Origin of the sequence: Paenibacillus sp. FSL H8-0315 (genome assembly GCF_038005365.1) — a bacterium.
Taxonomy (GTDB): Bacteria; Bacillota; Bacilli; order Paenibacillales; family Paenibacillaceae; genus Paenibacillus_AQ; species Paenibacillus_AQ odorifer.
This window is the reverse complement of sequence record NZ_JBBOTA010000001.1, coordinates 4,238,717-4,261,828: the sequence shown is the minus strand read 5'-3', so window position 1 is coordinate 4,261,828 and position 23,112 is coordinate 4,238,717. Positions and strand designations below refer to the sequence as shown.

Annotated in this window: 10 protein-coding genes; all 10 read right to left on the bottom strand. The window is 49.6% G+C overall.

Annotation, left to right across the window (positions count from 1 at the left end):
• Positions 1–30: 30 nt before the first annotated feature.
• Positions 31–3,189 carry an alpha-mannosidase gene (locus MHB56_RS18485; protein WP_341143853.1) on the bottom strand — a complete coding sequence of 1,053 codons (3,159 nt, stop codon included), beginning with the start codon at positions 3,187–3,189 and terminating at the stop codon, positions 31–33.
• A gap of 4 nt (positions 3,190–3,193) precedes the next feature.
• Positions 3,194–5,488 (bottom strand): glycoside hydrolase family 3 N-terminal domain-containing protein, encoded by a 2,295-nt coding sequence (locus MHB56_RS18480; protein ID WP_341143852.1) that lies wholly within the window; start codon positions 5,486–5,488, stop codon positions 3,194–3,196.
• The gene (locus tag MHB56_RS18475) at positions 5,485–6,408 is read right to left on the bottom strand and encodes a carbohydrate ABC transporter permease (protein WP_036684927.1); all 924 of its coding nucleotides are present in this window, start codon (positions 6,406–6,408) and stop codon (positions 5,485–5,487) included. The genes MHB56_RS18480 and MHB56_RS18475 overlap by 4 nt, the downstream gene beginning before the upstream one ends.
• Positions 6,409–6,432: 24 nt before the next feature.
• Positions 6,433–7,338, bottom strand: a complete 906-nt coding sequence (locus MHB56_RS18470) for an ABC transporter permease (RefSeq protein WP_282579979.1) — start codon at positions 7,336–7,338, stop codon at positions 6,433–6,435.
• A gap of 124 nt (positions 7,339–7,462) precedes the next feature.
• Complete coding sequence (locus tag MHB56_RS18465; RefSeq protein WP_076130103.1) at positions 7,463–8,965, bottom strand: ABC transporter substrate-binding protein; 1,503 nt, start codon at positions 8,963–8,965, stop codon at positions 7,463–7,465.
• Positions 8,966–9,140: 175 nt separating this feature from the next.
• On the bottom strand, positions 9,141–10,661 hold the full coding sequence (locus MHB56_RS18460) for a response regulator transcription factor (RefSeq protein ID WP_248549461.1): 1,521 nt from the start codon (positions 10,659–10,661) through the stop codon (positions 9,141–9,143).
• A complete protein-coding gene (locus MHB56_RS18455) occupies positions 10,654–12,477 on the bottom strand; it encodes a cache domain-containing sensor histidine kinase (protein WP_341143851.1) in 1,824 nt (607 codons plus the stop codon). The genes MHB56_RS18460 and MHB56_RS18455 overlap by 8 nt, the downstream gene beginning before the upstream one ends.
• Positions 12,478–12,655: 178 nt before the next feature.
• Positions 12,656–17,710 (bottom strand): endo-beta-N-acetylglucosaminidase, encoded by a 5,055-nt coding sequence (locus tag MHB56_RS18450; protein ID WP_339281697.1) that lies wholly within the window; start codon positions 17,708–17,710, stop codon positions 12,656–12,658.
• 88 nt (positions 17,711–17,798) lie between these two features.
• Entirely contained in the window at positions 17,799–17,966 is a 168-nt protein-coding gene (locus MHB56_RS18445) for a hypothetical protein (RefSeq protein ID WP_341143850.1), read from the bottom strand.
• 625 nt (positions 17,967–18,591) lie between these two features.
• Complete coding sequence (locus tag MHB56_RS18440) at positions 18,592–22,998, bottom strand: S-layer homology domain-containing protein (protein ID WP_341143849.1); 4,407 nt, start codon at positions 22,996–22,998, stop codon at positions 18,592–18,594.
• Between the last annotated feature and the right edge of the window lie 114 nt (positions 22,999–23,112).

The following is a 23,112-nucleotide window of genomic DNA, read 5'->3' as shown; positions in this document are numbered from 1 at the left end:
TATGCTCCTTTGCATCTGTGATGTGATTATTTATTTTCTGATGTAGATTGTTTTGATCTCGTAAGGGGTAAAGTGAAGTTCCAATTCACCGCCAGCCGTATGTTCGATCAGTTCCAGCTGCTCTTCCAGAGCATTGGACAGGTAGACGCTCTGAACTGGATACTGCCATTTGAGCTGAACCCGCTCGCGGCCTCCCGAGGATTCGTAGAAACGGAGAACAGTCCCCTGCCCGTCCTCGGATGGCTTAATCGTATCCAGCACCACATGCTCACCGGAGAATCCGATAAATGAGCCTGTTGGCAGCAGCTGCCCCTGTGTTGATGAAGCGGCAAAAGTATACAGCTCATGATTTAGCTCTGCTGCACGGCGAACAGTATGAGCCTCCCGCCAATCCCCACAATGCGGATATAGCGAATAGGTGAAGTCGTGCTCGCCGAGATCCGCAGTAGCATCCGGCCATTTCGGCGCGCGCAGGAGCGACAAGCGAATGGTACTGCCTTGAATGTCATAGCCGTATTTGCAATCATTCAGCAGACTGACGCCATATCCACGTTCGGATACATCGGCAAAACGGTGCCCGCAAACCTCATACTGCGCCTGCTCCCAGCTGGTGTTGCGGTGGGTCGGACGTTCCAGCGCACCAAATGGAATCTCGTAAGTCGCCTTATCCGCGACAACATCAATCGGAAACCCTACCTTAAGCAGCTTATGGGCTTCGTTCCAGCTCACATGCGTCTGGAAATCAATCCGGGGATTATGGTGATGTAGAATCATATCCTGAGTAATCTCGGATTGGCCCAGCTTCCAGCGGAAGCGCAAAATATCCTGCACCGCACCAGTGCGGATCACTGCCTTTTCTATAAGTTCAGCCTCCCCGGCGGGTTGGGCTTCATAACGGTTGTCAATGTCCCAGGCATCCCAAAGCGTCGGGCGGTCGTGGAAAAAGTGGAAGCGGTTCGCCGGCTCACCGGATTTTACGATCTCCCGGTTTCCTTTTTTATCAAAAAGACTGGTGATTTCTCCCCGCTCGTTAAAGGTAATACGATAATAGTCCGTCTCCCAACGGTCGCCGAAGGGAACAACTCCTATAGCTGTTTGATTATGTTCAGCAGCGGCAGATTCTGCATTATTTTCAACGGATGTGTTCTGAGACAGATCAAGAATCCAGATCGTTTTGTAACCAAAGGCTGGAATCTCCGGAACGAGAACCGAGACACCAGAAACTGCTGTCTCCTCCGTCAGGACATCTGCTTCCAGCAGTACGTTATCCTCGCCATACACCGCAAAGTTTCCGCTAGCGACTCCTTCTTCATTGAGGGCAAGTTCGACCAAGGCATCCCGCATCCAACCCAAACCATTAAAAACAATGTAAGGTGTACCCTCGCCTGTCGTGTTAATGTTCCCGGCCAATGCCGCAAGCCCCGGCTGAAGCGCATCACGGCCAAGCTCAAATACCTCTGCGTATTCCTTCTCCGAGGTCTCGTAAGCTTCGGTAATCGCCGAGCCCGGAATAATATCATGGAACTGGTTCAACAAAATCAGCTTCCAGCCCTGATGCAGCTGCCCGGCAACTACGGCATGTTGCTCCGTGTCCAGCTGCGGCGAAGCTAATGTCTGCCACAGCTCCGCTTCACGGTACAACACTTCCGCCTTGCGGTTGTTCCGCTTGTTGCGGCCGTGCGTAGTGTAGGTGCCGCGGTGCAGCTCCAGATACAGATCGCCCCGCCACTGCGGCAGCTGCGGCTGACAGCGTGTAATGCCTGCGAAGAAATCCGCGGCATTACTGTATTTACTCTCCGGCTGGCCGACCATTAGCTCGGCACGCTGGATATATTCCAGCATCTCGCGGGTGACCCCGCCGCCGCCGTCACCATGCCCATAGAGCAGCATCTGCTCATTATGTTTATCTTTTTCGCGGAAGGACTGATAGTGTTCATGCACATCTTTGGGCAGCGTATTCTCATTGACCCCATGATTCAGGTAAGACAACATCGGCGTGCCGTCAATGCCGACCCAATGGAACAGATCGTAAGGGAAGACATTTGTGTCATTCCAGCCCAGCTTGGTGGTCATAAAATATTTGATGCCACCATGCTGCAGAATCTGCGGCAGAGAAGCACAGTAGCCGAAGGTATCCGGCAGCCACTCAATCTGCGAGGTGCGCCCGAACTCTTCGAGATAAAAGCGTTGACCATATAGGATTTGCCGCATCAACGATTCTCCGCTCGGAATGTTCAGATCCGGTTCGATCCACATCCCGCCGACCAGTTCCCAGCGTCCTTCACGGATGCGTGCCTTGACCTTCTCATAGAGTACCGGGTCATTGTCTTTCAAATATTCGAACAGCAGCGGCTGGCTCTGCGCATATTGATAGTCAGGATATTCGTCCATCAGGGCATTCACCGTCGAGAACGTCCGGCTCGTCTTGCGCACGGTCTCGCGCGCAGGCCACAGCCAGGCAATATCGATATGGGACTGGCCCACCATGTGGATTGTTCCTTCGGCATGACCGCCGATCTCCCCGACTCTGCCCCGCAGCTTCTGCTCGATTCGCGTAATCTCACCACCCTCGCGGATCTCCTGCGTGGTAAGGCTAACGAATTCATCCATTGCCACATACAAAGCTTCCAGCATCCGGTTACGGCGCTGGTCCTGCTCAGGCAGCAGAATTGCCGAATCGCGAATCACTACTGCCGTGTACATTAGACTCTGCACAGGTCTATTCACCAGCACCAGCTGGCTGTGGATCATCCGAATCGGCGGCTGGATCACCGCCTGTTGATTTAATGGGTCCACCGGCTCGGGGACCGGATCGAAGAGTTCGATTTCCAGGTCCAACGGACGGCCAGATGGATCACCTGCCAGAGTTACAAAGGTATGATTGCGGTCGAGTCCTTGCCGCGATTCACCGTTCACCCGCAGCAGCCCTTCCCCACCTGAAGCAAAAATCAGCCCGATGTGGCCCGGCAGCCAGTTAGCCGGAATCTCCAAAGTACGGCGGAAGAAATAGGTCGTTCCTTGCACACTCGGGAACAGATCATAATTGCTGCCGTCCTTATAAGGCTGCAGCTTGTCATACTGTCCCGGCAATTGATACACCGAGGACAGAATCTCCCAATCGCGCAATTCCTGCACCTCTAGCCATTGCTGCTCGGAGAGCTCGCGGATGAAGCGTTTAATGCGTTCCATGTCTTTACCCCCTCACCGTCAAATCGGTGCTCAGTGTATCATTTACATGCTTACCCACCAGCACTTTAAACGCTCCTGGCTCTACAACTGGTCTTAAATCCGGTCCGATATATTGCAATTGCTCCGGCCCTACCGTGAACAACACGGTTTGCTTCTCACCCGGAGCCAACTTGATTTTGTCAAAAGCCTTCAATTCCCTGGCAGGACGGGTGACCTTACTGGCGACATCAGAAATGTACAGTTGCACCACCTCTGCGCCCTCACGGTCTCCTGTATTCTGAACGTCCACGGAAACTATAGCCGTCTCCCCGGCCGCAATTACTTCCGGCTCCACCTTCAACCCGGAGTACGTAAATTCAGTGTAGCTAAGCCCGAAGCCGAACGGATATTGAGGCTGGGAATCGGCCTCCAGATATCTTTTGCCACGGGAACGTTTACCGTTGTAATAGACCGGGAGCTGGCCCACATGCTTCGGCACGGATACAGTCAGCTTCCCGGACGGGTTCACATCGCCGAACAGGATATCCGCAACAGCGTGCCCGCCTTCTTGGCCTGGATACCAGGCTTCCAGAATGGCTTGTACATGCTCGTCAATCCAAGGCTCGCTCACCGGACGGCCGTTAATATAAACAACGATCACAGGTTTGCCGAGCTGATGAACCTGCTGGATCAGTTCCAGCTGCACTCCCGACAGGGTCAATGACACCCGGTCAATGCCTTCGCCGCAGTCCATATCATTCCAGGCATTCTCCGTCACCTTGGACGCGCCTGTCTTGAGATCGATACTGCCTTCCCCGAAATCGCGTGCACTGGAGCCGCCGACGACCATAACAACGGTATCGGCCTGCTCTGCACAAGCGAGCGCGGCTTCAAAACCTTCGCGCGAATCGCCTTTGATCCGGCAGCCCGGTGCATAGAGCACCCGCTCCGGCTCTGCAGCCAGCTTGCTGCGGATGCCGCTGAGCACGGTCGCTACCTTAGCCGGAGGCTGCGGTGAGGTATAATCGCCGAGCTGGTTATACCCGGCATCGGCGTTAGGGCCAATGACGGCGATCGTGCCGGCGGTCTTGGACAATGGCAGCACACCTGCTTCATTTTTCAGCAGGATGATGCTCTCGCCCGCCACTTGCCGGGCCAGCTCTTGATGCGCTTTGCTGCCGATGACGCGTTCAGCCGCATCGGGATCAGCGAATGGCTGCTCGAACAGGCCCAGCCTGAACTTGAGCGTCAGCACACGGCGGACCGCACGATCCAGCAGTGCCGGGTCCAGCTTGCCTTCACGAACGGCATCCACCAGGTATTTGCCGTACATCTCTCCGGACATCTCCATGTCGATGCCGGCTTCCAGTGACTGCACTGCTGCATCCATGCCATCTTCAGCCACATCATGGCCAGAGGCCAGCATCTCTATAGCTCCGCAGTCGGTAATGATTAGACCCTCAAACCCCCATGCTTCGCGGAGTATATCCTCTAGTAGCTCTGTATTTGTCGTGCAAGGCACGCCGTCTATTTCGTTATAAGCAGGCATAATGGAGACTGCACCCGCTTCGACCGCTTTTTTGAAGGGCAGCAGATCCACTTCCAGCAGTTCACGCCAGCCCATGTGCACAGGCCCGGCATTCCGGCCGCCTTCTGAGCTGCCGTATCCCACAAAATGCTTCAGCGTAGCCCCCACGCTGCCGCCGCTCTGCAAGGATTCCCCCTGCAGACCTTCAACAGCCGCAACCGCCATCTCGCTGATCAGGTAAGCGTCCTCGCCGAAGCACTCCTCGGTGCGGCCCCAGCGGGGATCGCGCACCACATCCAGCACCGGCGAATACGTAACCGCGCCGCCCTGACTGCGTGTCTCCAGCGCTACGGCGCGGCAGACCTCACGATACAGCTCTACATTCCAGGAGCTGCCGAGCGACAGGGGCACCGGGAATACGGTGGCCCCAATCGCCATGTGGCCATGCGAGCATTCCTCGCCGATCAATACCGGAATGCCCAGCCGCGAATGCTCCAGCACATACCGCTGGAGCGTATTCACCGCTTCCGCACCTTCACGCGGAGACAGGCCAGTAGCCAGCGTCACACCGGTCCACGGGTCAGCGCGCAACATCCCGTAAAGCGAGCCAACGCCGCCCCCGGCAACCTTCTCCTTGAAGCTTTCTGTCAAGGTCATCTTACCGTCTCTATGTTCATAGGCCTGCCAGCCAAAAGGCTGAATCAGCTGACCGGCCTTCTCTTCCAAAGTCATCAGTCCGAGCAGATGCTCCGCCCGTTCTTCAGCAGGTAAATTCGGGTTTGTATAACTCATTCCTTAACAGCCCCTACGGTAAGACCTTGAATGAAATAACGCTGGAAGAACGGATAGGCAAAAATAATCGGTCCTGTCGCCAGCACGACCATCGCCATCCGCGATGTATCCTGCGGCATGGAGCGAAGAGCTTCCAGACTGAGCGAACTGTTCTGGGAGTTCTGCAAAATAAACTGCATACTGGTCTCGATCCGCATCAGCATCGATTGCAGCGGGACTAAATTCGGGTTGTCGATGTACAGCAGCGCATTGAACCAGTCATTCCAATAGCCGAGGGTGCTGAACAAAGCAATCGTAGCCAGACCGGGCAGTGATAAAGGCAACACCAATTTCAGGAAGATACGGAACTCGCCCGCCCCGTCGATTTTGCCGGATTCGATAATGGCATCAGGCACACTCGTGCTGTAGAAGGTGCGCAGAATCATAATGTAAAAAGCATTCACCGCCAGCGGCAAAATCAGCGCCCAGATCGTATCCTTCAGGCTTAGAAACTGCGTAACGATAATATAAGTCGGCACAAGTCCACCGTTGAACAGCATGGTAAAAAACGCGAAGAACGAGAAAAAATTGCGGTAACGGAAGCTTTTCCGGGAAATGGCATACGCATAAAAAGCGATAAACAAAAGGCTGATAATCGTCCCTATCACCGTTACAAAAATCGTCACACCATAAGAACGCAGCAGCATATCTCCGGATTCAAACACATAACGGTATGCGCCGAGACTCCATTTTGCCGGAATCAGCTTATAGCCATCCCGCGCCAGCGCCACCTCATCGGTGAAGGAGATGATCACGACGAACAGAAACGGAAACACGCACAGAAACGCAAAGATGCCGGCTATCAGATTAAAAGTGATATTCCAGGGCGTCGAGAGATGGTGGAAATCACGTTCTTTTTTAGTCTTAGTAATGGAAGACATATGGCCCACTCCTTTCATGAGGTTCTAGAACAAAGCGCTATCCTTGTTGTATTTGCGGACAATATAGTTGGAGGTCATGACTAGCGTAAAGCCGACAACCGATTGATACAGACCTGCGGCAGTGCTCATACCAATCTCACCCGTTGTTTTGAGGCCTTGATAGACATAGGTATCAATAACATTCGTGACACTGTAGAGCGTACCGGAATTACGAGGCACCTGGTAAAAGAGACCGAAGTCGGCGTAGAAGATTTTACCGATGGCCAGCAGGGTCATGATCGTGATAATTGGACTCAGCAACGGCAGTGTAATATTGCGAATCTGTTGGAACTTACTAGCTCCGTCGATCATCGCCGCTTCATACAGCGACTTGTCGATCCCCATAATAGCTGCGAGATAAACTACGCTGTTGTAACCAACCGCTTTCCACAGATAGACTAAGATCAGGATGAACGGCCAGTAGGCTTTTTCCGAATACCACTGAATTGACTCTGCGCCAAAAAAGCCCATGATCTGGTTCAGCATCCCGCGTTCGGAGCTCAGGAAACTAAATGCAAAATAGCCGACAACGACCCATGACAGGAAGTAGGGCAGGAACATGCCGGTCTGATACACTTTGGCCAACTTCTTGTTCACAATCTCGGACAGCACAATCGCCATCAGAACCGACAAGATCAAGCCAAGCAGGATAAATGCTCCATTGTAGAGCAAGGTGTTGCGGGTAATAATGTACGCGTCATTGGTGGTGAACAAAAACTTGAAGTTGTCTAACCCCACCCATTTGCTGTTGATAATACTCGCCCAGAAGCCGTCGCGGCTAAAGCGGTATTCTTTGAATGCAATAATCGTCCCTATCATCGGCAGGTAAGAGAAAAAGAGAAACCAAAGCGCACCTGGTAAAACCATGAGCAGCATAATCTTGTTATTCATAATATTTTTTATAAATCCGCTGATTGTCTTCACACTTAGATCCCTCCTGTATGTCCTTATATTTCAAAAAAAGACCGGGTCCAGAGGCCACGCCCCTGCCCCGATCTTCTCTTACGTTGATGTTTTACTTGTTGTTGGACGCTTTCCAGGCATCAATTTGCGATTGCGCTTCAGCGATAATTTTGTCCAAACCAGCTGCCTTGAATTTCTCAATAGCTTTCGGTAGATACTCGTCAGGATCAACGGTTCCAGTCATCAGTGGTGACCAGTATTCTTCTTTTACGTTCTGAACCGCAGCGATTTCAGTAGTCACCTTGGAAGTGTCGAAGTTAAAACCAAGCAGCGGTGCATTTACACCGGATTCATTAAACTTTTTGAACTCTTCCCATTTGTTCTCAGGGTCACCCTCGTTCAAATAGTTGATCATGATATTGCCCAGCGAGAAGGTTGGCATGTCATAGTTCTTGGATTCATCCAGGTTCTTCATGGAATTCTCACCAGTCTTCTCGTAGTGCACGCCTTCGATTCCGGAGTCAATCATGTTGCGCAGCACCGGATCGGTGTTGAGCAGGTTCAGGAACTCCATCGCTTTCTCCGGATATGCGGAGTTAGCCGAGATGGCTTGCATCGAACCCATAACGGACCAGTTGTAGATGTAAGGTTTGCCAGCTGGCGTGGAAACTACAGGATAGCCGTAGCTTGCCGACCACAGATTGTCCGCCATCGGCTGGGTAGCTGCACGATCCATGAACCAGTTGGAAGATTTGTAGAGATCATCCACCGAAGTTGTAGTTGCTACTTCCGGCGAGATATAACCTGCCTTGTAATATTTGCGAACGGTTTCAAGAGTGCTTTTGAGTTCTGGTGTTTCCAGAATGTTCACGATCTTGTAATCCTTCGTGTCCATATAAACAGCCATTGGCATCTTTTCAATGATGTAGTCGAACGGCAGCACTGGCATGAAATCCTTCACCATAGCGTAAGGCGTGATGCCCGGTTCATTCTCTTTGATCGTCTTCAGCAGTGGTTCAATGCTTTCCATTGTGTTCACCCCGGAAATGTCGAGGTTATATTTGTCGAGCAGCTCTTTATTAAAGCGCCAAACTTCTTGCGCCGGAAGCTCTTTGTTGGCAGGTACGGCATAATTATGTCCATCTACCTTGGAGCCTTCCAGGAACGCCGGATCAATCGTGTCTACGATGCCTTTTCCATATTCATTAAGCAGGCTGTCCAATTCCATAAAAGCGCCTTTGCGGGCATTTTGCACATAATCGAACGCCCAGGAGCATGTAAAGAGAATGTCCATGGGTTCCCCAGCGGCTACTTTGACCTGCATTTTTTGTGTATAATCGCCAAAATCAATCATATTCATCTTCAGGGTGACATTTATCTTCTCTTTAGTGTACTTATTGACTTCTTCCACGACACGGTCCAGATCCTTCTGCGGTCCGCCGATCGTGTACCAGATCAGTTCGACCGGTTTCTCGGATGATGCACCGTCGCCGCCCGCTCCTGAACTGTTAGTTGCCGCGTTGTTTGAATCGCCGCCACATGCGCTGAGCGCAAGCGAGAATGCCATAAGTGATGTCAGTAACAGGGAAAACCTTTTTCTTTTGTTGTTGCCCATTCCTGTATAACCTCCCCTTTGTTTACCTCAAGATCGCTGGCCTAATCCGGAATTAAACCAGCAGCTTTCTCCTTCAAGGACTATCTTTACTGTAATTTATGAAAGCATTTTCAAACAGAAGCTAAACTAAATAAATCATGTAGAAAATAAAGAAAAAGCTTGCAGCGGGGGTCCGCTAGACAAGCCCTTTGTACTCCGTAGGAGATATCCCGACATGCTTCTTAAATTGTTTGTAAAAATAGCCGGTCTCCCAATAGCCTACTTTGAGAGCGATTTCATGAACTTTAAGTGAGGTATTCCGCAGCAGCTCCTTCGCCTTCTCAATACGGTATTTATTGATATATTCGGTGAATGACTCATTCACCTCTTTATGGAACAGCTGTCCCAAATACACCGGGTGAATATGGTATTGGGCACCGAGGGTCTTCAGTGACACATCTTCATTGTAGGACTCATGGATATAATTCAGCACCTGCTGCACGACTGGACTCTTTACATCCCGAACTAAGGCGTCTACCGTAATGGTAGCGGCTTCCTGAATAATCTGAGTCAGTTCATTTATGGAAACTGTAGAGCGAATGAGGCCAAAACCGTCTGCGAAAAGCTCCGGTTCTTCCACATGACGAATCTCCTGCAGCTGCATCTTGAAGCGGATCAACCATTCCATGGCAATGCCTTGCAGCAGCACAGGTGTAATCCCCTCCATCCGCCGCAGCTGCTCAAAATGATCCTGGATCCGCACCAGCAGCGCTTCCTTATCCTTCGCCATAATCAGCTTGAGATCATCTTCCCAATTCAGCGGCATACCTTGGACGGCAACCTCATGCCTGTCCTGAACTTCCTCATAATGCAGCAAATTCCGCTCTGGAAACAGCATGAAATATTCCTGAGTCATCTTTGCATGGGCGTAACTCTGAGCCGCCGCCTCCTCCATCTCCTCCACCGTTCCTACGGACAGACGCATTGGCGGACCGCCAGTTAGGGATAACAGCAGCTGCGCATGAAGCCTTTCCACCGCTTCTTTACCCTGCTGATACTCACTAAGCAGATGCAGCAGCACGGTATCTCCATCCATATCCCGGAATGCAATCAAAGACGGGTTACCGCCTACAACCTCTTCCACCGCCTGAAATAGCTCGGCAGCGTCCTGTTCAGGGCGAAGCAGGGCTACCTGCACCAGCGGCTTATCTAGTCTAAGTCCCAGAAAATCAGTCCGTTCGCTGAATTCCTTCGGACCAATCTGGCACCGCAGCCAACGGTACATCACATTATCGCGCAGAATGGAAATACTATGCGCATTGAATTGACTCTCTTGACGGGAGACACCCAGCTTCTCGGCGGCAGTCACTAATGTTGCCCGGAACTCTTGCAAATTAATAGGCTTGAGCAGATAATTTTCAATGCCGAGCGCCATTCCTTCCTTAAGATAACCGAACTCATCAAAGCCGCTGAGGATAACAACTTTGATCTCCGGCTGGATCTCCCGCACAGCCCGGATCAAATCCAGCCCGTTCATCAGCGGCATGGAAATATCCGTAATCAGAATATCTGCTGGGACAAACCGCAACGACTCCAGCGCTTCCTGGCCGTTCTCGGCGTGGCCGACAATCTCCATCCCCAGTGCTGCCCAATCCACAATGTCATATAATCCTTCGATAATAAAAGGCTCGTCGTCCACAATGAAAATTTTATACATGGTTTGGATCATCCTCTCCCAGATCGGGAAAATACACAGTCACGGTTGTGCCGGTACCCGCTTCGCTTTGTAATTCAATGCCATACTCACTGCCATAAAGCAGCTTCAAACGCTCATGAATACTGCGCAGACCAAATGATTCCGATTGTTCATCTGGCTGCAAAAGACCTTCTTTGAGCTGGACCAATCTGTCCGGAGCAATCCCCCGCCCATTGTCTGTAACTACCGCACGCAAATATTTGCCGTCCTTGGCCACAGCCACACTGATGTGATTATCATTCTTGTCCACGCGCATCCCATGTAGAATGTAGTTTTCAATGATGGGCTGCAGCGACATTTTGAGTACAACTCTTCCGGTAAGCTCTTTCCCGCATTCCATTGTATAAGAGAATTTATCCTTATAACGGATGCGGAACAGCTCCAGATATAAACGGCAGGCTTCTAGTTCATCCTTCATCGTATGCTTGGGTTTCTGGTGAACATAGCTTTTGAACAACACCGACAAGCTGTAGATCATCTCCCCGACATCTGAAGCTCCTTGAGAGATTGCCCTCATTCGGATCACCTCCAAGGTATTGTAGAGAAAATGCGGGTTTACCCTGGCTTCAAGCGCGGCGATTTCGGTATGTTTTTGCTTGATTTCAGCCTTGAACACACGGTCTATATGAAGATTCAGCTCATCCAGCATATCGTTGAAGCTTTTGGAGATCTGCCCCAGCTCGTCTTCTCTGACATCGGTAATCCGGGCATCCAGGTCACCGTTTTTCACTTTGCGGGTGAACTTGATAATTTTATGAGTCCTTCTGGCAAAATTATTGATAAATAAAGTGGGCGTAATAATCGCAAACAACAGGCAGATCAAGCAGATAATGAAGATCATGTTCCGCAATCCCCTATAAGTGGCGGCTAATTCCTGCTTAGGTACAGCACTCAACACAGTAAATCCGCCTTGGGTGTGAGTCTGCTTAGTAATGATCATCCCGCCGACTTCTTCACCATCTGTATAGGCAGAATTCATCTGCTCGGGATAAGGATAGCGCTTTTCATAATAGGTGCCCGAGGTATCAAATAACACATCCCCATCCGCTGCCAGCACCAGAATCTTTCCCTTGAAGTCATCCTTATAATTGCCCATACTCCCCCAGACCTCGCTGGCATCAAAATAGACTAGAAGCTGACCAATGTTGCGCAGTGATATCTTGTTATTGACCGGGGTACGAACCGTAAACATCGGCCCCTCCGGAGATGAGATCGCCTGACTGACCCAAGTGTTTGGGGCGGTGACACTGCCTTCCTCCTCCAGATACAGCGCATCCGGTACAAAAGAGTGGGCTGCATTAGTGGAAATAATCTGAAATTTGCCTTGGTCGTTATAGACATACAACTGCTGCTCAGCTGCACTGTAGAGCATTAAACTGCGGATATCAGGATCATCTTCAACTTGATTGCGAAAAAACTGCACGGTATCCGTCGTAGCATTACTTTCGTTGAAATAGCGGTCCAGCCGGTACCTCACGTAATCTTCATACGGATGCTCCAGCAAATACGACGTATTAGCAGTCAGCTCCGTGTCCCGGTACACGTCCCGCATCATAGACTGTACAGAGTCATATTTCTGCTCAATATAGCTGTTGATGCTCTCCACGGTACGTTTCTGAATCTCCATCTGCCGCTGCACTACAGCCTGAGACATGAGCAAGAACATCAGGTAGGAGAAGGTGATAATGGTGACCACGGCAATGACTGAGAAGAGCAGGATGATTTTCATAAACAGATTATTCTTCAGATACTTTCTGTACAATTTCCCCGGAAACATCAGCAACCTCCTACAGCAGGGGGAAGACTAAGCTTCGCTGCTTGTCATTATGAATAAAGTATAGCATGAGGTGCTTCCTGCCTGTGGCTGGTAAAAGCTTGCAATCCTCCGCCAAGCAAAGACAGTCTGCCCATGGAGCAAAGGGCTCCTTGGGCAGACCGTGGTGAGGCTATATAATCTACCGGATGTAATTCAAGATGAACTGCGCAGCCTCGGCACGGGTCGCCAAGCCACCGGGAACAAACTTCCCGTCCGTGCGGCCATTCACCAGACCCAGTGATGAAGCAGCATTCACGCTGTCTGCCGCCCAGGCTGCTACCTCACCGGAATCGGTGAATGTTGCCGGGGCTGATGACTGAAGCGCTCCATGCTCCAGTACATAGGCACGCATTAGCATAGTGACAATCTCCTGGCGGCTGATGTTCGCACTCGGATCGAACTGCTCAGCAGTGCGTCCGCCTACAATACCTGCCCGGACCAGACGCGCCAGGTCCTGCTCATACCAGACACCAGAAGGCACATCACTAAATTTCAATTCCGCCTGATCTTGCAGTCCCAGCACGCCAGCCAGCAGCTTCACAAATTCCGCTCTTGTAATCCTGCGGGCGGGTTCAAATCCATTTTCGGAAGTGCCTTGTACCAGATGTTTAGCCGCCAGCTGGCGGATAGTGTCCGCAGCCCAGTGAGTAGACGGAACATCAGCGAAGGATTTATTGTACTCCAGCACAGCCAGCCTGCCTGTTCCGCTAAACTCCCCTTGCAGGAAGCCATTCGCATACACTCCGCCGAGATAGGTAAGCGAACCCCCTTCAGCAATAGCATATAAACCAAGCAAATTAGTATTATAATCCGTATTTGTTGCACTCCATTGTAAGGTTACTGGTTTGCTGAAGCTTGGAAGACGGCTAGATGTGCCATTCCCCGCGATGACGCTCAGATCAAACGTCATACCCGTACCCCGCAAGACCACCCCACGCTCTGCTTTCAGTGTGCTCATGTTCAAAGTCTCCGGGCTGAGCTTCACCTGAATCTTGCTGCCTGAAGCTTGGGCTTCATTAAGCAGAGCCTTCAATTGCACCAGCAATTCCGGCGCAATACCAAGTGTGGTTCCCGAAGCGGACAATTCAAGTTGACGGATCCCTAGCAACTCACCTGCATTTACAGGCAGCTCGATAGCTGTAACGCCTGCCGGCACCTTTACCGTCAATTTGCCGTTCTCAGTAGATGTACTGAGTGCACTTGCTGGAACTGTCAAAGTTGTGCTAGTAGGACTTGGAAGCGGCGTTGCTGTCGCTGCCGGAGTCGTCCCACCAGTTCCCGTACCTGTCCCTGGAGCCGATGTCGGCTGCGGTGTAGATACAGGAGTATTGTGGACCTTGAAATTAATAATTCCGCTCTTTTGAACAGCCGTATAAGGGTGACCATTCAGTATTTTGGTGTTGGTGACTACGGCCGTGTACTCGCCGCTGTCTGTTTCTTTTGCAGAAGGAATCGTATAATTACGCTCCACAGCACCTTCAATGGCCTGCCCGTCTTTCAACCATTGGTAGCTTAACTCGCCATAAACTGCAGAAGCTACTACGGCAAAAGACACCTTATCACCTACAACTGCCGGATTCTTATCTACACTATTAGAGGTGATAATTGGCGCATCGGGTGCCGGATGTACTGTCACCGTAAGTTCATTACCGGTTCTTGTTGAAGGCTCCGTTCCCTCTTTTCCAGTCAGAACCACACGGAACTGCGTACCGCTGTCTGTTTCAGAAGCAGTAAATGCGTATACCGCCGAAGTCACGCTCTCCGCCACAGTCCATTCCTCTGCGGTTGCTGCCTTCGTCTCCCAGCGAACCGATTCCACATCCCCGCGGATCTGTACGAACAGCTTCACTTCTTCACCAGTAATGACATCAAGTGCAGACGGAAGATCGGTTATGAAATCAGGCGCTTCCCATGGTGCTTCAGCCGGAGTTAAGTTAATTGTGTACTCTGCTTCACTGCTGTCACCAGATTCATTGGTGACGATGACCTTGTACTTATTGCCATCCATCCCGGTAGTCAAAGCAGGGATAGTATAGGAGGCGGACACTCCCAACGCATCTCCATAACCGCTGCCTGTGTCCGCATACCAGGCATAAGTCAGCTGCCCTGCGCCAGTGGCAACTGCCGTTAGTGTCGCGGACGTATTTTCACGGAAGGAACCTTCCCCTACGATCTGCACCTTTGGAGCTTGCAAGGCCCACTTCGCCTGCAAGTTCAGTTCACCGGTTATTAGATCTTCGGTAAAATTCCATCTTCGCGCACCTTCTCCTTCTCCAACATACCAGCCTTCCAGGTCATAACCCTCTCTGGCAATGCCTGTAGGCTCCATCAGCAAAGTGCCATACACAGCCTCGGCCACAGTATTTGCTGGTTCACCCCCATTAGCATCAAAGAGAACGGGATAGCTTCCTTTCAGATAGACAGATTTGGAGCGGTTGCCTGCATAATCCTCCATCACCACATGCACAACTTTTGCCGACGAGGTGAAGCTTAAGCTCGCCTTAGTTGTCCGTCCACGGATAATCATCGGCTTATTGCCAGAGCTATACGTTGTGGCAAAAGATTTTGCATTCCCATCCTCATACACATACATATACCGCCAGTCTCTAGTATTCGGCATCGGCAGATTCAGCTTACCGTCCGTCCAGGACCATTCTTCCGCGTAAGGTTCCGCAACCGTGTCGATGAACTGGCCGCTGACCGAGACGGGATCGGTGTTGCCTGCGGTAACGGTGACAATGTAATCATCGCCGTTTACCGGCATCCCCGTGAACAGCGCAGTGCTTGCACCTGCCGGGACAACCACTTGCTGTGACACCGGTTCGGATGTCGTAATCCAATTCAAAGACTGCACTCGAACGGTAATGTCACCGGAAGCTTGGGCGGAGTTCGTCCAATTCACAGTCAACTCCCCGTCCGGACTTGAATCCACCTTCACTCCGGAAACCGCCGCATCCAGATCAAAAGCCAGCGTTGCCGCTTCACCCTCCACTCCATCCGCACCCACTGCAACCACTTTAAGGGTTCCGGATTTCACCGGGAGATGCTTCAGGTAGAACACCTCATCGTATTTGCCGCCCATAAATACATCATTCACGTACACATTATATTGCTTGATCTTAGTGTAATCGGGATCTAGCTTCCACTTCACAACCATCTCACCTGTATCTGTAAAAGCTTCCGCAACTGCTAATTCCGCAGGAGCTGCGGGCTTTACGGCAGACCCGTCATAGACGCGCAGCTGTCCGACGTTCATCTGGTAGGTGGACGCTGTTCCTTGCCCGGGATCGAAGACCAGTCCAAGGGCTGCAATATTATGACCCGCGTATGCACTGAGGTCCAGCTCCTTTGTCAACCAACCGTCCGAGTGCTGACCACTGTTTGGAACAGCGACCTCTACGACGGTATTCGGATCATCAGCCAGGATGAGTCCTACTGCCATCGCCGAAGCATCTGTGGCAGATGGCTTGTTGAAGCTGATCGACAGCTTGGAGTTGCCATTGACCTCCAGCTCTGTTTTGTACAGACGCAAGAAGTTCTTCGCATTCAGATTGCCGTTCACCACCAGTGAACTGCCACCGTTATACGCACCGATCTGCTCATAGTTGTAACGGTTTGTACTCGCAAGGTTGTACTCCGGTCCATAATCAAAATCTACAGTAAGCTTATTGCCAGCAGTATCCTGCCACCACTGCCAAGTCACTGGGATATCCTGCAGGCTCATATTAGACCACTCATCCGGGTTCGATACTTCACCGTTCACGGAATAGGACAAGCCCTGTCCAGTGTTAAAATTGGTGTAAAAGTTCTTGTCCTTAATCACCGAACGCTCCGCAATGACGGACGAGATTCCCGGCCAGTAACGGTTGTCGGCATAAACATCGGCAACGGTATTGGTTGCCGATTTGACCGTATTCTTAGGGTCCACGTTCGGGCCTGACCACCATAGCTGCTCACGCAGTTTTGTCATCCATTGGTAGTCATTTTCGGATCTGTGCGAGACCGGGTAAGACAGGTTCATGTCCTCATCCAGACCGGCATGAACAAAGTCCGCACCGAGTGTAGCCAAGCTGAGCCGTGGCAAGCCATTGCTGTCCAGCTTGTTCATCAACGCTGTTCCGTTAACGGACTTGAACCGGTCACGGCCTGCTTCCAGCCCTGCAAAACCAACTTCAAACAAGTTGTAGCTTGTTCCCAGACTGGCATTCAGATTGCTTAAGTAACTAGCCGCGTTGGTAATCTGTGTATTGCCAGCCCCGTAGTCGAAGAAAAACGAATTGGAGACGGGTTCCTTGGTGCTTTTATCCACTAAAAAGGAGATATTGGTATCATTAATCGTCCGGGCGAACGTATTAGCACCGGTATTGGTGTTCAGCGAGTCGTACCACTGTACATACAGGCCGCCCTCTTGCAGCACCTTCATAAACGCGATGTAATCGGGGATATCCTGGGTCGCTACATTCGGATTCATCTCTTCCTGATTTACAAAATAACCGTCAAACCCGAAATACCCGGCCATCTCGATCAGTTTATCCGCCACCGGAAAATTACCATTCTCATCTTTAACTATCATTTGTTTGTACGTCTGCTGTCCACGGTCATTATTGGAAAAAAAGATCCCCGCCAATGACAACACGCCGTTTTTATGCGCTGCATCGGTGTAGGTAGGGTTCGGGATGTTCAGCATGCCGAATTCGAACCATTTTTGCTGCCAGTCCTTCTGGGCCAATTCATCATAATATTCCGGCGGGGTATACGCAGTCGCTGTACCATGCCAGTAGGAGTAGTAATCGATATATTGCCAAAAGTTAAAATGATACTGCGCAAACTTGTTCGTATACGGCGCGTTCTCAATAAAAGCATTCCCGTAGTCGCCAGCAACGTTGATCATCTGTGTATCTGCGCTAAGCGCTGGGTTAGCTTGGGTTGCAGCAAATGGGGCATTCCGCTTCTGCAGCGGCACCCGCGATCTCAACAGCTCTGCATCCGGATCGGTTGCCGGACTCCAGTTCGCAATATGGCTGCTCGTATATCCATGTACATTAGGCTGATTGGCACCCGGCGCACTGTCTCCTGTAAAAGGCCACGTATCGCCGGCGTAAGCCGTTAGGGGAAGTCCTGAAACTAGCAAAGCTGCCGCCAGAACAGCTGATGTCAGCTTACGACGCGCCTTTTTACCGGTGTGAAGGTTCATTTTCCACTCTCCTCGTCCTGTAGTTGTTTCGGTTACTCTCATCCATGAAGCGTAATGTGTCTCACTATGTCGCCGAACAGCAAGTAGATTACTTCTGTTGTCCCGTCCCTCTGCTGCTCCTACCCTCTTCTACTTCTACTTCTTCTTCTTCTTCTTCTACTCTCTTCTGCCTACAGATTCTGTATCCAACCACATTCGTGCAAGCACATTCTGTATTCAACCCCGATCGTGCAAGCGCATTCAATTTTGTCGGCAACCCTCCTGCCTTACTTTGATTAGTCCACCCTAATCTAACCCAGATCTTTCCTTACAAATAGCCGCAAAATTAAAGATATGCTGGATAAATTAAAGATTATCGTGCTATCAGGGCTCGATATCCTGGCAATGAGTGGGTCGTTAAACATATGTTGGTTGAAAATATAAAGAGGATGAAGGAGCGTGGTCTCTTTTGCCTCTTATCTCCGCCACTCCGCCGCATTCACTCATTTCAAAGGCATTTTTGCCTCTCTTTTACGCCACTCCGCCATATTCACTCCAATCAGAGGCACTTTTGCCTCTCATATCCGCCAATCGCCGCATTCGCTCATTTCAAAGGCATTTTTGCCTCTCTTTCACGCCCATCCGCCGTATTCGCTCAAATCAAAGGCACTTTTGCCTCTCTTTCGCACCACTCCTCCGAATTCACTCATTTCAAAGGCACTTTTGCCTCTCTTTCACGCTAATCCGCCGCAATCGCTCATTTCAGAGGCACTTTTGCCTCTCTTTTACGCCGCACCACCGTATCGCCGCCTCCCTCACACTACCCAGCTACGAAAAAAAGATTGCCTCTCCGTCATCAACGATGACCTTGAGGCAATCTTTTTTCAAACCATCCGATTTAGTTACTTTCCTTGCTTCTCCAGCAGGTTCAGAATGATTGTTACTGCTTCGGCCCGGGACGCTACCTGGTTTGGTGCGAAACGATTTTGTCCTATGCCATTCACAATGCCCGCTTCTGCTGCTGCCGCAATATATGGTACTGCCCATGCGGGTACATCCTTAGCATCATTGAAGGTTAAGGTCGCTTTTGGATCTACTGTAATACCCAGAGCCCTAACAACCATAACTGCTAATTCAGTGCGAGTAAGCTCCTGCGTAGGACGGAAGGTACCATCATCATAGCCGCTGATAATTTGCAAAGCTACTGCCTGAGCTACAAAGGACTTGGCCCATGCCGGAATCTTCGCTGAATCTTTAAAGCTTGAAGTGCTACCACTGTCCGGCAATTGCAGGGCACGAGCCAGCATAGTGATAAATTCAACCCGATTTACTTTCTGATTAGGACGGAAAGTATTATCCGGATAACCGCTAACGAAGCCCCCTGCTACTGCTTTCTCAATAGCCGCTGCTGCCCAATGGCTGCCAGTATCCGTCAATGATGGTTTGACTACTGGTGTTGCAGTTGGTGTAGGCACCGTTGTTGGTGCTGGTGTAGCTGTTGGTGCTACTGTTGGCGTTGGCGTTGCTGTCGGTTTTGTTGTTGCCACTGGTCCTGTTGATGATCCTGTTGTTGGTGCTGTCGTTGGCGCCGTTGTCGGTTCCGTTGTCGGCGCTGTTGTTGGTTCCGTTGTCGGCGCTGTTGTTGGTTCCGTTGTCGGCGCTGTTGTTGGTTCCGTTGTCGGCGTTGTTGTCGGTTCCGTTGTCGGCGTTGTTGTCGGTTCTGGTGTTGGGTTTACTTCAGGATCTGCTTCCTTAATAATACCGAACTCTTCCAGAACGTATGGTTTAGCATCATTAATATTCTGATCGATCTCATAAGATACAGCTGTTAATTTGCCAGCATCTACAGTAATACCTACAAAGGTCTGAACTTGACCGCGTTTTGGACGCGTAGCATCACTTGGGTCCGGCCCGTATTTAGCAGCTGTATTCTCATTTGCTACTTCAAAGAGATTATAATACGCATCTCCCAATTCTGGTTTCATGTTCTTGTAGTAAACCTTCGCTCCCGCTGTAGCCGGGATCAGATAGATCGTTCCATCTGGATTTACTGTGTACTCTACAGTTTGACCCTTGAAGCTTTCCTTGATCTTCACTGTGTCTGCCGCAGTTCCATCAGCTTTAATTGGCTTGGTCCGGGCATAAATATGGTCGTGGCCTTGAAGAACCAAGTCAATGCCCAGTTCAGCCATCATTGGAGCAACCTTCGCTCTTTCTCCATTTGTACCCATAATGTCTTTGTCAGTAGCGTGGTTAGAGGTTGTGTACGGACCTTTATGCATAGCTACGATAATCCATTTCGCTCCAGCAGCTTTCGCTGCTTTTACGTCAGCCTTCATCCAATCCAACTGTGCTTGGCTGAAGTTAGCAAATTCATCGGAATTCTCATTTGTATTCAGGACTACAAAGTGAGCATTGCTGTAGTCATAGGAATAATAAGCTCCTGTTTCTGTTGCGGAGCCCGGTGCTTCCTTAATATTGTAGTGCTCATAGAAGGCATTTGCCTTATCCTCATGATTCCCTGCCACTGGCACGATGGTCGTGTTAAGCAGGGTGTCTTGCGAATGACCAAGCAACCAATTCCATTGGGATTCATTAGTTCCGGTATCCACGATATCTCCGTTAATCGCCACAAACTCAGCATTCGGGAACGTCGTAAGTGCTTTTGCCATCGTTTCACCGGAAAGAATCGCTTCATCTTCGGTCTTAGCCTGTGTATCAGCCAAATCGATGAAAGTAAATGCTCCTGTCTTAGCGGCAGTTTCAAAAGTTCCCACTGCACTCCACAGGCCTAGTGCTTTATCACCTACACGGAAGTAGTATTTTGTATCAGCTTTCAGGCCAGAAGCTTCCGCTTTATGAACTAATTCATCCTTTGAATTTCTGGAAACCGCCGAACGTCCTGTAAACTCAGCAGCCTTAGCAAAGTCTGGAGTAACGCCCGTATTTTCTACAACCTGCAGATCGTTTCCAGTAGACTTCAACGCTGTGTACCAAGTGAAGCCTTTTGCACTCACTGGGTCGCCATTAAAGGTAACTGTAACTTTTTTAATCGAATCCGTTGAAGCGATAGCAGCTTCTGAATTTGTTCTGTCACTTACAGCTTTGATAACAAATTGATAGGTTTGGTTTGGATTAGTATTTTCTACAGTGTAAGTATAAGAAGCTTTACCTTCTTCATTAGGAACACTGACCGTCCAATTTGCCGATACCAGATCATTTTGCTCATAAATACGATATCCAGACACTGGTGCACCGGAAGCTGGCGCATCCCAAGTCAACGTTATTTTACCACCATCTGCTGCAGTAGCCTTTGCATTTTGCACAGGTTTAACTGCTACTTCCGATTTATGAATGCTGTAGTTATCATACAAGTCTGTAGAACCACCAGTTGTTGTGGTGTAGGCTTCGTAAGAAAGCTCATCATTCGTTACCGTCATCCCCGTGAACATTTCCTTACCAGGCTGTCCGTATTTAGCTGCAAACGGGAATGTTCCTGAAGCTACGTTGTATTTCTTGTTGCCCGCTGCATTTGTAATCAGGTATAAAGTACCCTTAGGATCAGTTACTACTCCGTTTGAGTCCGGAACAATATCCGTCAATGGCTTGTTGTTGTACATCTGATAGCTTCTAGCAAAGGTGTGGTCATGCCCGCCAATTACCATGTCAATGCCAAGCTCGTCAAATACCTTCGTTAATTGCGCTCTGTAAAAAAGTACATCTGTATCATTGGTGTGATTGGCAACGGAATAAGGAGATTTATGCAGAAGCACAACCTTCCATTTCTGATTGCTTTTTGCCGCTTCGCTACGAAGCCACTCCACTTGTTTATTGTAAATTTCGTTATTCTCAAGATTCGAGCTTGCACCATAATATTCTGTATTAATTACCATAAAGTGTGCTGAACCGTAGTCAAAAGAATATACAGAACCATCAGGTTTCGCGCCTGTATTCGAAACATTCGGCAAATTAAAATGAGCGCTATAATTGCTATAATTTTTGCTTTCATGGTTGCCTACCAAAGGGACCAACGGAATATTCGCTAAAATATCCTTAGGCTTATTGAAAAACCATCCCCATTGCTCCTCAATATCACCGTTATCCACCAAATCACCAGAATTCAGAATAAACTCACTTTCCGGGAATTTAGCTAATCCTTCTTGAAGGGTATGATTCCAGATATCAAAATCTTCTTCAGTTGTTCCTTGGGAATCCGTTGTATATAAGAATTTATAAGCCTGATTACTGGAGCCTTCTGTCTTAAAAGTTCCTACGTCGCTCCAGTTATCAGCTTGTCCATCCCCAGCACGGTAAGCATATTCCGTTCCCGGCTGCAGATGATCCGCTATTACCTTATGGCTGGTTAGCACAACTGGTTTTTTAGCTGATTTATCCGCTTTTGTCATATACACACTAGTTGTAACGGATGTCCCTTCATAAGATTGAGCGCCTGCCGCAGGAAACTGGCCATTCTCCAATTTAGAAGCTTCTACTACTTCCAGTTTGGTGCCAGTCACACTTTCAGGTGCATACCAGTTGAATCCCATACTAGTCTGCGGGTTGCCATTAAAAGTAATTGCGATAGAATCAGGCTTCCCAACTCCGGGTTCTACTGTCTCCACTACAGGATAAGCAATCAGGCTCATATCCCAATAAAGGTCAGAGCTAGTGTCGCCCGTCTGGTGAACTTCAGCTGAAAGCTCATTACTTCCATCCTTCAGATTGGCTTTTACGATTTCCGTTAGGTCAACCTTTGTATACTCATTTGGATCACTGCCATTAGTTGTACTAAGTGTCTGATAGTCGATTTCACCAGCTGGCATAGCCTCGCGGTAGATTTCTGCACCATTCAGATACAGCACTATTCCGTCATCAAATGCAAAATTACCTAATACTTTATCCGATTTCGTAATTTCTTCCTTATTCACAGTTACATTTGTCCGGAAATAGGAAGTACGATATTTCTTCTTTTTATCCGTGCCGTAGCTTATATTTGTATTCAGAGCACCAAATTGCTTGCTGCTGACTCCGGCTCCAGAATCTTTATAACCAAGCGGCGCTTGGCCTGATGCCCATGTAGAATCATCGTAAACAGACCGCCATACCGAACCTTGATCCGTTCCGTTATCTAGATATTTCCATGTAGAATTGCCCGCCAGTAGTGTTATTGGCTCTAGCGTTTGTAATTGCAGTAATCCAGCATCCTCATTGCTGTCTTCTGCAAAAGCTGGCATTCCTGTAAATGTAAGTCCCAGTACCATAACGAAGGCTAGTGTCATGGATACTGCTTGTTTTAATAACCTGTTCATAATCAGTCTCCCTTACTGTTATTATGAAATGCTTGCATCCATTCATAGTAACTACTAAATATTTTCACAATGTACGGATTGATCCACTAGTTTGTAAAAACGGCTTGTGTATTT